Source organism: Ensifer sp. 38_S197, assembly GCF_056924495.1.
Genome location: NZ_JBXOVZ010000002.1, coordinates 1,822,862 through 1,835,834 on the forward strand (window position 1 = coordinate 1,822,862; position 12,973 = coordinate 1,835,834).

General features: G+C 63.2%; 14 protein-coding genes. 8 read left to right on the forward strand and 6 right to left on the reverse strand.

The window, feature by feature from the left end:
• Window position 1 precedes the first annotated feature (1 nt).
• Together betC and betI (AC1Z3V_RS21880) are read right to left on the reverse strand one after the other, a co-directional pair.
• Window positions 2-1,537 (reverse strand): choline-sulfatase, encoded by a 1,536-nt coding sequence (gene betC / locus AC1Z3V_RS21875; RefSeq protein ID WP_483501668.1) that lies wholly within the window; start codon window positions 1,535-1,537, stop codon window positions 2-4.
• Window positions 1,534-2,166 carry a transcriptional regulator BetI gene (betI, locus tag AC1Z3V_RS21880; RefSeq protein WP_483501669.1) on the reverse strand — a complete coding sequence of 211 codons (633 nt, stop codon included), beginning with the start codon at window positions 2,164-2,166 and terminating at the stop codon, window positions 1,534-1,536. The genes betC and betI (AC1Z3V_RS21880) overlap by 4 nt, the downstream gene beginning before the upstream one ends.
• Before the next feature lie 145 nt (window positions 2,167-2,311).
• On the opposite strand from betI (AC1Z3V_RS21880), the gene AC1Z3V_RS21885 reads away from it, so the two are divergent.
• On the forward strand, window positions 2,312-2,860 hold the full coding sequence (locus tag AC1Z3V_RS21885; RefSeq protein ID WP_429807890.1) for an HdeD family acid-resistance protein: 549 nt from the start codon (window positions 2,312-2,314) through the stop codon (window positions 2,858-2,860).
• A 2-nt stretch (window positions 2,861-2,862) separates the two neighbouring features.
• On the opposite strand, the gene AC1Z3V_RS21890 is transcribed toward AC1Z3V_RS21885, so the two are convergent.
• Window positions 2,863-3,438, reverse strand: a complete 576-nt coding sequence (locus AC1Z3V_RS21890) for a TetR/AcrR family transcriptional regulator (protein WP_483501670.1) — start codon at window positions 3,436-3,438, stop codon at window positions 2,863-2,865.
• An 83-nt stretch (window positions 3,439-3,521) separates the two neighbouring features.
• Here AC1Z3V_RS21890 and AC1Z3V_RS21895 point away from each other — a divergent pair, with 83 nt between their 5' ends.
• The 3 genes from AC1Z3V_RS21895 to AC1Z3V_RS21905 all read left to right on the forward strand — a co-directional run bounded on the left by AC1Z3V_RS21895 (window position 3,522) and on the right by AC1Z3V_RS21905 (window position 6,411).
• Window positions 3,522-3,923 carry a hypothetical protein gene (locus AC1Z3V_RS21895; protein ID WP_483501672.1) on the forward strand — a complete coding sequence of 134 codons (402 nt, stop codon included), beginning with the start codon at window positions 3,522-3,524 and terminating at the stop codon, window positions 3,921-3,923.
• A 36-nt stretch (window positions 3,924-3,959) separates the two neighbouring features.
• On the forward strand, window positions 3,960-4,394 hold the full coding sequence (locus AC1Z3V_RS21900; protein ID WP_483501673.1) for a DUF3995 domain-containing protein: 435 nt from the start codon (window positions 3,960-3,962) through the stop codon (window positions 4,392-4,394).
• 220 nt (window positions 4,395-4,614) lie between these two features.
• A complete protein-coding gene (locus AC1Z3V_RS21905; protein WP_483501675.1) occupies window positions 4,615-6,411 on the forward strand; it encodes an EAL domain-containing protein in 1,797 nt (598 codons plus the stop codon).
• 28 nt (window positions 6,412-6,439) lie between these two features.
• Here the strand turns inward: AC1Z3V_RS21905 and betI (AC1Z3V_RS21910) are convergent, their stop codons facing one another.
• A complete protein-coding gene (gene betI, locus AC1Z3V_RS21910) occupies window positions 6,440-7,018 on the reverse strand; it encodes a choline-binding transcriptional repressor BetI (protein ID WP_483501676.1) in 579 nt (192 codons plus the stop codon).
• Between the two features lie 122 nt (window positions 7,019-7,140).
• Between betI (AC1Z3V_RS21910) and choX the strand changes: the two genes are divergently transcribed.
• The 3 genes from choX (at window position 7,141) to AC1Z3V_RS21925 (ending at window position 9,941) form a co-directional block, all read left to right on the forward strand.
• Window positions 7,141-8,055, forward strand: a complete 915-nt coding sequence (gene choX, locus AC1Z3V_RS21915) for a choline ABC transporter substrate-binding protein (protein WP_483501678.1) — start codon at window positions 7,141-7,143, stop codon at window positions 8,053-8,055.
• Window positions 8,052-8,855, forward strand: coding sequence for an alpha/beta fold hydrolase (locus tag AC1Z3V_RS21920; RefSeq protein WP_483501680.1), 804 nt, complete (start codon window positions 8,052-8,054; stop codon window positions 8,853-8,855). The genes choX and AC1Z3V_RS21920 overlap by 4 nt, the downstream gene beginning before the upstream one ends.
• A gap of 87 nt (window positions 8,856-8,942) precedes the next feature.
• Window positions 8,943-9,941, forward strand: a complete 999-nt coding sequence (locus AC1Z3V_RS21925; RefSeq protein ID WP_483501681.1) for an NAD(P)H-quinone oxidoreductase — start codon at window positions 8,943-8,945, stop codon at window positions 9,939-9,941.
• 384 nt (window positions 9,942-10,325) lie between these two features.
• On the opposite strand, the gene AC1Z3V_RS21930 is transcribed toward AC1Z3V_RS21925, so the two are convergent.
• Window positions 10,326-11,063, reverse strand: coding sequence for a DUF3750 domain-containing protein (locus tag AC1Z3V_RS21930; RefSeq protein WP_483501683.1), 738 nt, complete (start codon window positions 11,061-11,063; stop codon window positions 10,326-10,328).
• 71 nt (window positions 11,064-11,134) lie between these two features.
• Here AC1Z3V_RS21930 and AC1Z3V_RS21935 point away from each other — a divergent pair, with 71 nt between their 5' ends.
• A complete protein-coding gene (locus tag AC1Z3V_RS21935) occupies window positions 11,135-12,142 on the forward strand; it encodes an asparaginase (RefSeq protein WP_483501684.1) in 1,008 nt (335 codons plus the stop codon).
• Between the two features lie 69 nt (window positions 12,143-12,211).
• On the opposite strand, the gene AC1Z3V_RS21940 is transcribed toward AC1Z3V_RS21935, so the two are convergent.
• The gene (locus tag AC1Z3V_RS21940; protein WP_483501686.1) at window positions 12,212-12,964 is read right to left on the reverse strand and encodes a DeoR/GlpR family DNA-binding transcription regulator; all 753 of its coding nucleotides are present in this window, start codon (window positions 12,962-12,964) and stop codon (window positions 12,212-12,214) included.
• Window positions 12,965-12,973: the final 9 nt, after the last annotated feature.

Consider the following 12,973-nt stretch of genomic DNA (forward strand, 5'->3'; position numbering starts at 1 on the left):
CTCATTCTCCTCGCGGATAGCGTTTGGATTCCTCGAGATTGTCGAGGTTCATATGGTTGCGCATATAGCGCTCGGATGCCTTCTGCAGCGGCTGGTGATCCCAGGGGTAATAGGCGCCGTTGCGGAGCGCCTCGTAGACGACCCAGCGTCGTGCCTGGCTTTCGCGCACGGCCGCATCGAAGGCGTCCATGTCCCAATGGGCGGCGCACATGTCTCGGAACGCCTGCAGCGTCGCCGCCTGCACCGGCGTTTCCGGATTGGCGGCGAGATTCTTGAGTTCCAGCGGATCCGCATCGAGATCGTAGAGCTGATCGGTATCGAGCGCGCAGTGGACGTATTTCCACTTGCCTTCGCGGATGGCGACGAGCGGCGCATAGGACGCTTCCGCTGCATATTCCATCAACACCGGTTCCGAGCGTTCCTCGCCGTTGATCATGGGCACGAGGCTGATGCCGTCGGTCCAGGGCTTGACCTCATCCAGCGAAATGCCGGCGAGATCGGCAAGCGTCGGCGTTACGTCGAGATTTGAGGTAGGCGCCAGGTGCAGGCCCGGGGCGACGCCCGGACCGGCGACCATCAGCGGCACGCGGGCCGAGCCCTCGAAGAAGTTCATCTTGAACCACAGGCCGCGCTCGCCGAGCATGTCGCCGTGATCCGAGCAGAAAAGGATCAGCGTGTCGTCAAGCATGCGGGTGCGCGTCAGCGTGTCCAAGAGTTCGCCGACCTTCTCGTCGAGATAGGAGATGTTGGCGAAGTAGGCCCTGCGCGAACGGCGGATATCGTCTTCCGTCAGGTCGAAATTGCCGTAGTCGCAGGAATGCATGATGCGCCTGGAATGCGGATCCTGCTGGTGCTCCGGCAGCATGCCGACCTCGGGCAGCAGATGTTCGCAGTCCTCGTAGAGGTCCCAGAACTTCTTCCGCGCGACATACGGATCGTGCGGGTGGGTGAAGGAGACGGTCAGGCACCAGGGGCGGCGGTCCGCATCGTCGTTCTCGCGCGAGAGCTGGTAGAGCTTCTGGTTGGCGAGGAAGGCGACCTCGTCGTCATACTCCATCTGATTGGTGATCTCGGCTACGCCGGCGCCGGTGACCGAGCCGAGATTGTGGTACCACCAGTCAATGCGCTCGCCCGGCTTGCGATAGTCCGGCGTCCAGCCGAAATCGGCCGGGTAGATGTCGGTCGTCAGCCGTTCCTCGAAGCCGTGCAACTGGTCCGGGCCGACGAAGTGCATCTTGCCGGAAAGCGCCGTGTAGTAGCCGGCGCGGCGCAGGTGATGCGCATAGGTCGGGATCGAGGACTGGTACTCGGCGGCATTGTCATAGACGCGGGTGCGGCTCGGCAATTGCCCGGCCATGAAGGAAGCGCGGGCAGGCGCACAAAGCGGCGACGAGGTGTAGTTGTTGCGGAAGCGGGCCGATCGGGCGGCGAGCGCCTTCAGGTTCGGCGCATGCAGGAACGCGGCCGGTCCATCCGGAAAGAATTTTCCGTTCAACTGGTCGGCCATGATGATCAGGATGTTCGGTCTTGCGGTCATGCGGCCGTTCCCTGGTGATTGGGTCCTTGTTGAGCGAGCCCCCGGCGATTGAGCCGATCGATGTGCGAGGTGACGTAGTCTTCGGTAAGCGCGATCGAGGCTTCGATGCTGATCGGCGCAGAGCGCAGACTCTGGCGGATATAAAGTCCGTCGATCATCGCAGCAGCGCCCTCGGCGATGCGTTCCGCGTCATCATCGGCACAAAGCGCCTTGAGGCTCGCCATCAGATTGGAGCGCAGGCGCCGGGCATAGACGACGAGCAGTCGCCGCACCTCCTCCGACCTTTGCGCCTCCGAATAGAAGGCGAGCCATGCGGCGATGGTGTCGGGGGCGAACTGGCTTGCCTGGAAGGAGACGCGGATGAGGGCGCTCAGCCTTTCGCGCGGGCCCGCCACCGTGCGAAGCGCCGTCACCGTGTCGTCGCGCAACTGCCTTAGGAGGCTTCGGATCGTCTCGATCAGCAATTGTTCCTTGCTGCCGAAATAGTGGTGGGCGAGGGCAGGGGAGACGCCGGCATGGCGGGCGATCTCGGACATGGTCACCGTCAGCGTGCCCTGGTCGCCGATCACGCGAAGTGCTGCGTCCACCAGCGCCTTGCGGCGCACCGGCTCCATTCCGACCTTCGGCATCCTTCTCTCCTTGACGTCCGTCAGTTTATTTTTGATTGACTCATCAATCAATAAAAATCTTCGGTGTTTTTGCTTTCCTTTTCCGAAGAAATCCGGCTCAATCCTCCCGGTAGCGATCCTGCGCTCATAAGAACTGGAGGTTGAAATGTCCCATGCATTCGATCAGGCCGACAAGACAGCGATTGCCGGCAAATGGGGATGGTTCGTAGCACTCGGCGTGCTGTTGATCATGTGCGGTGGTCTCGCCTTCGGCAATCTGCTGATGGCCACTGTCGCTTCGGTCTACTATGTCGGGATCATCATGCTGGTCGGCGGGCTTTTCAATCTCGCCCATGCCTTCCAGGTCAAGGGCTGGGACAGCGTGCTCTACTGGAGCCTCAGCGGCGCCTGCTATACGATCGCCGGCCTCTTCGCCTTCATCAATCCCCTGCTCGCCTCGTCCTTCCTGACCTTCGTGATGGCAATCGCGCTGATCGTCGCCGGCTGCTTCCGCGTTTGGGTCGGTCTCAAGCTCCGGCCGGTGCAGGGCTGGGGCTGGGTGGCACTCGGCGGTCTGGTCACACTTGCGGCCGGCCTGATCATCGCTGCCGGCTGGCCGGTCAACAGCCTCTGGATCCTCGGCCTGTTCCTGGCCGTCGACCTCGTCATGCAGGGTCTGTCGCTGATCGCTTTCGGCGTGCTGGCGAAGGGCTGAGTCTAGGGCGTGGCGCGGTTGTCGAGCAGCGCCTCGATCAGCCGGAGCAGATCGGCGCGCAGATCGGCCAGGCCGTTTGCGGCGAGCGCCTCAAGGCCGATCAGCGCGCCGTAGAGCGCGCTCGCGCCACTGCGGCCGGCCTTTGCTGAAAATCCAGAAAGGCCGAGCAGGTCGGCGATGTAGCCAAGGCGGCGTTCGTCGACTGACTTGAGGGTCATTGCGGCGACGGCGTCGAAGCGCGCCCATTCGCGCACGGCGCTGTCGGCAAGCAGCCCGCCATAGGGGAGGGTGCGGTCATCCGTCGCGGCGAGCACCAGGAGCCGCAAACGGTCTAACGCCGGCAGTTGGGAGGCTTCGACCTCGGCGATGATGGCGTCGGTCGCTTCGCGCGCCCAATGGGCAAGCATCTTTGCCTTCAAGTCCGCCACGTCCTTGAAATGCCAATAGAAAGAACCCTTGCTGACCTTCAGGTCACGGGCAATCGCCTCGGCGCGGATCGCCTGCACGCCGCCCGCCGTCAGCGCGCGGAACGCGGCCTTGATCCAGTCATCGCTCGTGAGGGTGTCTTTTGTCGCCATGGCTTTCCATACGCCGCCGTATTGACCAACGCAACCTGGCGGCGTACATACGCTGCCGTATGGTGACGAGTGGAGATGAACTCATGAACGGATGGCTTCTGGTGGCGGGCGTTCTGTCCCTGGTGACTACGGGTATCCATCTCTTCGCCGGCGGGCCCGAGGTGCATGTGCCCTTGCTTGCAAGCAGCCCATCGCCGCTACTGCAGACCTATGTCTCGCTTCTCTGGCACACGACGAGCGCCATCCTCCTGATCAACAGTCTGGCGCTACTGTTTGCCGCCGCGAACGGGCGTTATCGCGTATCCCTGGCAGGTGCGGTGATCGCGCAGTATCTCGCCTACGCGGCCCTCTTCATCGGCTATGGTTTGGCTTATCTCGGCTCTCTCTGGACCACGCCGCAATGGGTGGCCTTCGCCGCCATGGCCGCACTCGCGGCGATCGGCGCGCGGTCGGGCAGAAGGCCTCCATCGAGCATGGCCGCCTGAGGCGGCTTCCACAAACAGGCGAACGAGGTACCAGCCATGTTGACGGCGATCGCGATCCTGCTTTTCCTCGTTCTTGCCGGTATCGCCGGGCTGCACGCCTATTGGGCACTGGGCGGGCTTTGGCCCTGTCACGACGAGGCATCGCTGGTGCGCACAGTGGTCGGGACAGAACATCGCTCGGTGATGCCGCCGGTCTGGCTGACGCTCGTCGTCGCCGCGCTCATTTTCGCCGCAGCGCTTGTGCCGTTGTTCGTCACACCCATTTTGAAGGGGGCGTTGCCGCCGATGTTGCCCTATAGCGGCCTAGCCGTGCTTGCGGCCATTTTTGTCGTCCGCGGGGTGTTGGCTTTCACGACGGCCTTTCACCGACGCCACGGCACCGAACCCTTCGCGACGCTCGACCGTCGTATTTACGGTCCCCTCTGCCTGGTTATCGGTACCGGATACCTGGCGCTGCTTGCTCTCGCCTGACCCGATCCCGGTCGAGGATCGATATCCGGACGGACTTTGACCCATGGCAGAAATCACTCATGAAACTACTGATTTCATTAGAGTGCTTTGATTTGTTTTGGGCGATTGCGGCTGTCACATAGCTTTCATCAAAGCTTCATAATGGGGAAAGACTTCGTTGACTCTTTGGAGCCATGCTGCCGGTGTCCGATCGTCCGTTCTTAAGCCTCTGGAGCCCGGCATGTCCGCCGCCCCCGCCGAAATCCTCTCGCTGCGCCGGTTCGGCGACGACCAGATCGTCACGCTCGCCAAGCTGGTGATCGAGAGCGCCTTCCAGCCGATCGCAGAAGCCGCGACCGGCACCGTCTTCGGTTACGAATCCCTGATGCGCGGCTTCCACAAGCTGGGCTTTGCCTCGCCATTGGAGCTGCTCGACAAGGCGGAAGAGGCGGGGCAGCTTCTGGCATTGGAGCACATGATCAACAGCCGCGCCGTCGCCGGCTTCGCGACGCTGCCCGATCATTCCGCCCGTACCCTGTTTCTGAATTTCGACTCGCGCCTCGTCGGCGGCGAGGGCGATATCGTCGAGCGGCTCGTCAACCACTTGAAGCGCGCCAACATTGCCCCATCGTCGCTCTGCTTCGAGCTTTCCGAGCGTTTCGACGGCGGCAAGATGCCGGATTTTTCCGCACTCGTGCGCGACCTCAGGCTTGCCGGCTTCAAGCTCGCCATTGACGATTTCGGCGCGGGTTTCAACGGGTTGAAACTGCTCTGCGACCAGCCCGTCGACTATGTAAAGATCGACCGGCATTTCATCTCCGGCATCGAAGCGGATGCCCGCAAACGCCATCTCGTCCGCCATACCGTCAACACAGCCCACGTGCTCGGCACGCGGGTCATCGCCGAGGGCGTCGAGACGGAGGCGGAGTTCCTCACCTGCCGCGATCTCGGCTGCGATCTCGTGCAGGGCTATTACGTCGCCCGGCCGACGACACATCTCAGCGAGCTTCTGCCGGCCTATCCGCATCTCGATCAGAGCGTGAGCGGCCGACGGTCCTCGTCGTCGCTGGACGGCATCCTGATCCGCAAGCAGATCGAGCAGCTCCCGACGGTGCGCGAAAGCGACGAGCTCGATTCCGTCTTCGATCTCTTCCGGCGGAACCCGCGCCAGGGTTTCTTCCCGGTGCTCAACGCCAATGGCGAACCGCGCGGCATCCTGCACGAATATCACGTCAAGGAGCTGATCTATCACCCCTTCGGCCGCGATCTCCTGAAGAACAGGATCTACCAGCGGCGGATCTCGCATTTCGTCAGCCCGGCGCCGATCGCCGATCTCGATACGCCCGCGGACGAGATGCTGAAGATCTTTGCCGGCATGGACGGCAGCGATTGCCTGATTCTGACGGAGAACATGCGCTATGCCGGCACGCTCTCGGCTTCGTCGCTTCTGAAGATCATCAACGAAAAGCAGTTGAAGATGGCGCAGGAGCAGAATCCGCTGACGGGGCTTCCCGGCAACCGCGCCATCCGTGACTACGTCCAGGACGCGATCCTCGACGGCGATCAGGCGCGTTACTTTTGCTATTGCGACTTCGACGACTTCAAACCCTTCAACGACACCTACGGGTTCCAGAAAGGTGATCTCGCGATCACGCTCTTCGCCGCGCTCTTGCGCCGGCACTTCATCGGTGAGGAAAAATTCCTCGGCCATGTCGGCGGTGATGATTTCTTCGTCGGCGTCAGCGGCTGTACGGTCGAGGAACTGGAGGCGGTGCTGAACCGCCTGCTCGATGACTTCCGTTCCGACGTGCGCCAGCTCTATTCGCCGGAGCATCAGGCGGAAGGCCGCATCAGCGGCTATGGCCGCGACGGCTCGCCGAAGGAATTTCCGCTGATGCGCTGTTCGATCGCGGTCCTCGGGCTGCCGGAAGGCTTCGTCTTTTCCGACGCCCAGGCCGTCAGCGCCCGCATCGCCGAAATCAAGTCCCGCGCCAAGACCAGCGACGCCGGGCTCGTCATGGACGCGATCGGCGGTTGAAGCTCAAACCAAGAACCGTTCAGGTCGCCTACGCGGGCAGGCGGTGGGCGAGATAGTCACGCATCTGCGCGAGCGCTACGTCGCGCGTCAGCCCGCCTGATTGCAAACCGAGCCGCAGCCATAGCCCATCGATCAGCGAGGTGATGCCGAGCGCCGCGGCCTCGCATTCGTCTGGCGGCAGGAGATGCGCCAGGGCGGAGAGAAGGTTCGAGCGCATACGGGCGTGAATGACCTTCTGGATGCGGGCGAGCTGCGGCTCGCGTGGCACCTCCGCGCAGAGCGAAAGCCAGGCGTGGCAGACCGAGGGCTGGAAGAAGCGGTCTTCGAAATTCGCCTCGATGATTGCCTCTAGCCGCTCGCGGGGCGTGCGCGCCCGGTTCAGCCGTTCGACTACCGCTTCCTTCAGCGCGGCATTCGCCTCGCGCATCGCATGTTCGAAGAGCTCCTGCTTGTTGGCGAAATAATGCAGCACGATGCCTTTGGAGGCGCCGGCATGCATTGCCACCTTCTCCAGCGTCGCGCCGGCCATGCCCTCTTTTTGCAGCACCTCGAAGGCAGCCCGGCGCAGCTCGCGCCGCCTGATCTCGCTTATCTTTGTCAGTCGCATAGGCCTCTCCAAACGATTCCCACATTGACAAACTTTCCGGAAAGATCAATTGTTGACCCATGGGTCAATTTTTAGTCCTCAAGGACAAAACGGAGGGTGCGATGCCAGGCATGAAACTTTTGATGTCCACCGTTGCGCTCATTGCCGCCGCCAGCCCCGTCCTTGCCGGCGACCCCGAAGCCTGTCGGCGCGTGCGGCTCGCAGAGCCCGGGTGGAACGACCTGGCCTTCACCACGGGCGTGGGGCTGACGGTGCTGAAGGCGCTTGGTTATGAGCCGGAGAGCAAGCTGCTCGGCATCGATGTCATCTACACCAGCTTGCGTAGCGGCGATCTCGACGTCTTTCTCGGCTATTGGGATCCGGCGATGGTGAGCTATTACAAGCCCTACAAGGACGACGGTTCGGTCGAGACCGTGCGCACCAACCTCAAGGGCGCGAAATATACCTTCGCCGTGCCCGATTATGTCTGGGAGGCCGGCGTCAAGGATTTCGCCGACCTGAAGACCTTCGCCGACAGGTTCGAGAAGAAGATGTACGGCATCGAGCCGGGCTCCAATCAGCTGATGCTCGATGCGATCAAGGACCCGAGCCTCGGTCTCGATGGCTGGGAAGTGGTCGAATTGAGCGAACAAGGGATGCTGGCCGAGGTTACGCGCCGGGTGCGCGACAGAGCTTTCATCGTGTTTCAGGGCTGGGCGCCACATCCGATGAACACGGCGCTCTCGATCAAGTATCTGACCGGCGGCGACAAGTTCTACGGGCCGGATTTTGGCGCGGCGACCGTCTCGACCCAGGTGCGCAAAGGCTACCTGCAGGAGTGCCCGAACGTCGCGAAACTCCTCAACAATCTGGTGTTCGACATCGATTTCGAGAACCGCGACATGGGTTACCTGATGAACGATGGGCTGGCGCCGGATGAGGCCGGGCAAAAGGCGATCAAGGAGGAACCGCAGCGGCTCGACACCTGGCTCGCCGGCGTGACGACATTCGATGGGCAGCCGGGTTCTGCCGCGGTCAAGGCCGCGCTCGGGCTGTGACCGGCATCGACCAACAGCACTGGGCTTCGCTGAAGAAGCGGCTCGAACTGCCCGGCGGGCGTCAGTTCGCCTATGTCGATCAGGGCGAAGGTCCGGTGCTGTTGCTTCTGCACGGCTATTCTGACAGCAGTCGCAGTTTCTCGCTGATTGTGCCTCATCTGCCCGGCCGTCGCCTCATCATTCCCGATCTTGCCGGACACGGCGCCTCGCACGCGGGGCAGGGGGCGACTGTTGCCGATTTCGCTCGGGACCTCGATTGCCTGGCAGGCCGGCTGGCGCTGAGAGACGTCGTTGTCGTCGGCCATTCCATGGGCGCGATGACAGCAATCGCCTTTGCCGCCCTGCGGCCGGATCTGGTCCGCGCGCTCGTCCTGCTGTCCGGCACCCTGCAATCCGGGCTCGACGCGACCAATCCGACCGCGCAGGCGATCCGCGCGCTGAAGGATCCGCTTCATCGGGACCATGCGTTCTTCGACAGCTGGCACGCCTGCAGCCGTCCGGTCGATGGCGAATTTCTGGGTTACATGCGCGATGAGGCCGCGGACATACCGACCCGAATGTGGCGCACCATCCTAGACGGCCTTGCAGCCACGGACCTGCGCACCAGTGCGCGCCAACTGCGGATGCCGGTGCTTGCGATCGCCGGCAGCGAGGATCCGCTTTTCGATGCCGGGCATCGCCAGCAGCTTGCCGCCACCCTCGGCTCGGCCCGCTCGATCACGCTGGACGGACACGGCCACAACCCGCATTGGGAGAGCCCCGTCCTTGTGGCCGAACACATACTCGCCTTTGTCGGCTGAAGGCAGCTCTATCGATTCGAAGGAAGTTCTTTCCGCGACGCATTGCCGGCGCTAGATGTGGCACATCAGCGAGCATGAGGTGATGCCATGTCCCTTCCGTCAGAAATGAATTTCGTCGATCTTCCGGCCCCGGGCGGACCGGAAAACATGGTCCTGAAGAAGGGGCCGTTGCCTGAGGTCAAGCGGGGCGACATCCTCGTTCGGGTGGAAGCGGCCGGCATCAACCGTCCCGATGTGTTGCAACGCAAGGGCGACTATCCGCCGCCGCCGGGCGCAAGCCCGATCCTCGGGCTCGAAGTGGCGGGCGAGATCGTGGCGTTGGGCGAGGGGGCCGAGGGCTTTCGGATCGGCGACAAGGTCTGCGCGCTCGCCAATGGCGGCGGCTATGCGGAATATGCGGCAGTGCCCGCGACCCAGGCGCTCGCCTGGCCGAGGGGCTATGACGCGGTGAAGGCGGCCGCCCTGCCGGAAACATTCTTCACCGTCTGGGCCAATGTCTTCGACATGGCCGGCCTTAAGGCGGGCGAGACAATCCTCGTCCATGGTGGCTCGAGCGGCATCGGCACGACGGCGATCCAACTCGCCAAGGCCTTTGGTGCCGAGGTTCTCGTCACCGCCGGCAGCGCCGAGAAATGCCGGGCCTGCGAGGCGCTGGGTGCCAAGCGCGCGATCAACTATCGCGACGAGGACTTCAGGGTCGTCGCGCTCGAGGAAACAGGCGGACGCGGCGTCGACGTCATTCTTGATATGGTTGGCGGGCGCTACTTCGATCGTAACATTGCATCGCTTGCGAAAGACGGACGCCTGTCGATCATCGCCTTCCTCGGCGGCGCCAAGGTCGAAGGGGCGAACATCGCGCCGATCCTGACGAAACGGCTCCATGTCATGGGCTCGGCCCTTCGCCCGCGCACGGCGGCGGAGAAGCAGGCGATCCGCGACGGCCTTAGGGAGAAGGTCTGGCCGCTGCTGGAGGCGGGCAAGGTTGCGCCGGTCATCCATTCGGTCCTGCCCTTCAGCGCGGTTTCCGACGGCCACCGCCAGATGGAGGGCGGCGACCATATCGGCAAGATCATCATGTCCCTGTGATCGGAACGATCATCAGGCCCCTGTGATCGGAACGTTCATCAGGTCCCTGTGATCGCGCCGATCATCAGGTTCTTGTGATCGCGAGGATTGCGACGATCTCCGACTATCGTCGGTCTTGTAATTGGAGACGGATCGCTTACCTTCGAGTGATCAGCAACGAACAGAAAGGAAGGTGGTCCAATGTCTAATGAGATTTCGGTCTTGGTGAAGGGCATGGGAGAGGTGAACACGTCGAGGCAGCCCTCGGCCTGATCCCCGCCTTCCTTCGGGCCTAAGGCCCGGGCCACTCACTTGGCCAGAACTCATGGAAGGGTCGCCTCGGGCGGCCCTTTTCCATTTCCGGCATTCCGCTTCCGGGCCTCCAGGTATGGCGAAGCTTGCAGATCAGACCCCGAAACGCCCAAGCGCCGGGATCTTGATGCCGGGCCTGGCAAAATCGAAGCCGGCGACGAGGCCGAAGAAATGCAGCTCGAGGCCGCTGCGCGCCCCGGCCGAAATGCCGGCCACACCATAAAACGTTGCGTGCATGTCGCGGCCATCGGCATCGATCTGGAACAGCTTGCCCTCGGGCAGATAATCCCTGCCGACGGCGTCGGGCGGCAGCACCGCGCCGAGTTCCGGCACAGAACGCAACACATGGGCGACGAAGGTGTTGGAGTTCGGGCCTGGCCAGATTCGGTAGCCGCCGGGCGAGGCATAGGGATAGCCGGCGATGGCCGCCTCGATCTTCGGGATCAGTCGGCTGGCTTCGGTGCCGGTCACGGAGACGACCAGCCGCGGTTCGTTGGAATACCAGCGGGCGTCGGCCGGATAGGCGTTCTGGCGGATCGGCTTGCCCCAACCGACCTTGTCGTAGCGATTGTAGGAGGCGGCGCCCTGTTCCTTGGTCACGATCCACGCGTGGCTGGCGACAGCACCCTTCATGCCGCCGGTCGTTGCCGAGAAGACGTAGACGGCCGCATCGGCGCTTTCCACGGCCTTTGGCAGGATTCCGGCCGAAGACCAATCGGCATCGCGCCAGCTTTGCGGCCGATCCTGCATGTACCACCAGCCGGCCGAGGCCAGCGCCGGCAACAGGTAGATGACCAGAAAGACGACGGCGAGCCTGCGGGCGAATTTCATGAAAACTCCGTTTCCTGTCGCTGGAATCCTGTTAAATGCACGCAGCAATTTCGGATATTTGAGGGCAAGGCATGTCGAATCCCGTTCTCGTCGAAGTCACCCGTGGAAGCCTCGTCGAAAGCCGCCATCGCGGCCTCGTGATCGCCGTCGATGGCGACGGCCGTACCGTCTTTTCGCTCGGCGATACCGACACCGCCGTCTTCCCGCGCTCGGCCTGCAAGGCGATGCAGGCGCTGCCATTGATGGAAAGCGGCGCCGCTGACACCTACGGCTTCGGCAACAGGGAACTGGCGCTTGCCTGTTCGTCGCATTCCGGTGAGCCGGAGCATGTGGAGCTTGCCGCCAAGATGCTCGCGGCCGCCGGCCGTGATGTCTCGGCGCTCGAATGCGGTGCCCATTGGTCGTCCGACCAGAAGACGCTGATCGCCCAGGCCCGCAGCCTCGATGCGCCGACCGCGCTTCACAACAATTGCTCCGGCAAACACGCGGGCTTCATCTGCGCCTGCTGCCATTCGGGCACCGAAGTAAAGGGCTATGTCGGCTACGACCACCCGCTGCAGCGGGAAATCCGCGGCACGATGGAAAGCCTGACGGGTGCGATCCTCGCCAAGGACAATTGCGGCGTCGATGGCTGCTCGATCCCGACCTATGCCGTGCCGCTCAAGGGCTTGGCGCACGGCTTCGCGAAAATGGCGACCGGCGCCGGTCTCGCGCCGGAGCGTGCGCGCGCCTCCAAGCGGCTGATCGACGCCTGCATGGCCGAGCCCTTTTTCGTTGCAGGCACCAAGCGTGCTTGCACGCGGCTCATGAAAACGGCGCCCGGCCGCATCTTCGCCAAGACCGGCGCCGAGGGTGTCTTCTGCGCCGCCATTCCGGAGAAGGGCATTGCGATTGCCTTGAAATGCGAGGACGGCACGACGCGGGCGGCAGAGGCCATGGTTGCGGCAACGCTTGCCCGCTTCTTCCGCGATGAGCCGGAGCTGCATGAGGCCCTGATGGCGCAGGCCAATCACTCGATGCGGAACTGGAACGGCATCCATGTCGGCGATGTCAGGGTGACTGAGGCTTTCGCCGCCTGAGATGGTGGAGCCGAGGACCTCGGTTCCTGCGTCTGCGAGCGTCCCGGTCGGGTCAATCCGTCGGCGACATCAGGCTCTGATCACCGCGATGTTCGCGTCGTCATAGGGCGCGAACACCTCTTTCTCGATTTCCTCAGCCACGATGAAGCCGGCCAGATCGGCGATCCCGGCCACGCGGTGTGGCGAGACCGCGCCGAATTTCTCAGCCGTCGCGAGCACATAGGTATCTGCGGCCTGCTTTAGGACCGCGCGCTTGACGGCCGCCTCTTCAAAGTCGCCGGTCGAGACGCCATGGACGGGATGAATGGCGGTGACGCCGAGAAAGAACAGGTCGACCCGAATGTCGGCGATGGCGGCCAAGGCGGCCGCTCCCGTAGCAACCATCGAATGCTTGTAGAGACGACCGCCGACGAGGATCACTTCGGCTTCGTGGCGTTCGAGCTCGGCGGCGATTGTCGGGGCGTGGGTGACCACGGTCAGCCGCATCTCCCGTGGCAGTGCCCGCGCGATTTCCGCATTGCTCGTACCGCCGTCGAGAAAGATCGTCTGGCCCGCCTCGATCATCGCCGCGGCCTTGCGCCCAAGCCGACGTTTGACATCGCCGGCGATCTCCTGCCGTGCCGCAAAGTTCGGTAGCGCCGGCGCCAGCGGCAGCGCGCCGCCATGTACGCGCTTCAACAAACCTTCCGCGGCCATCTCGCGGAGATCGCGCCGGATCGTGTCCTCGGAGAGGTTCAACTCGTCCGCCAGACGCTTGGCGACGATCTCGCCGTCGCGCGTCAGGCGTGCCGAAATCAAAGCCCGTCTCTGTGTTGTCAGCATGAATGCCTC

Coding starts and splice junctions, on each gene's coding strand:
- betI (WP_483501669.1), bottom strand. CDS start 2,166: ATGCCGAAGGTCGGAATGGAGCCGGTGCGCCGCAAGGCGCTGGTGGAC.
- AC1Z3V_RS21940 (WP_483501686.1), bottom strand. CDS start 12,964: ATGCTGACAACACAGAGACGGGCTTTGATTTCGGCACGCCTGACGCGC.
- AC1Z3V_RS21895 (WP_483501672.1), top strand. CDS start 3,522: ATGAACGGATGGCTTCTGGTGGCGGGCGTTCTGTCCCTGGTGACTACG.
- AC1Z3V_RS21925 (WP_483501681.1), top strand. CDS start 8,943: ATGTCCCTTCCGTCAGAAATGAATTTCGTCGATCTTCCGGCCCCGGGC.
- betC (WP_483501668.1), bottom strand. CDS start 1,537: ATGACCGCAAGACCGAACATCCTGATCATCATGGCCGACCAGTTGAAC.
- AC1Z3V_RS21885 (WP_429807890.1), top strand. CDS start 2,312: ATGTCCCATGCATTCGATCAGGCCGACAAGACAGCGATTGCCGGCAAA.
- AC1Z3V_RS21930 (WP_483501683.1), bottom strand. CDS start 11,063: ATGAAATTCGCCCGCAGGCTCGCCGTCGTCTTTCTGGTCATCTACCTG.
- AC1Z3V_RS21900 (WP_483501673.1), top strand. CDS start 3,960: ATGTTGACGGCGATCGCGATCCTGCTTTTCCTCGTTCTTGCCGGTATC.
- AC1Z3V_RS21905 (WP_483501675.1), top strand. CDS start 4,615: ATGTCCGCCGCCCCCGCCGAAATCCTCTCGCTGCGCCGGTTCGGCGAC.
- AC1Z3V_RS21890 (WP_483501670.1), bottom strand. CDS start 3,438: ATGGCGACAAAAGACACCCTCACGAGCGATGACTGGATCAAGGCCGCG.
- betI (WP_483501676.1), bottom strand. CDS start 7,018: ATGCGACTGACAAAGATAAGCGAGATCAGGCGGCGCGAGCTGCGCCGG.
- AC1Z3V_RS21935 (WP_483501684.1), top strand. CDS start 11,135: ATGTCGAATCCCGTTCTCGTCGAAGTCACCCGTGGAAGCCTCGTCGAA.
- choX (WP_483501678.1), top strand. CDS start 7,141: ATGTCCACCGTTGCGCTCATTGCCGCCGCCAGCCCCGTCCTTGCCGGC.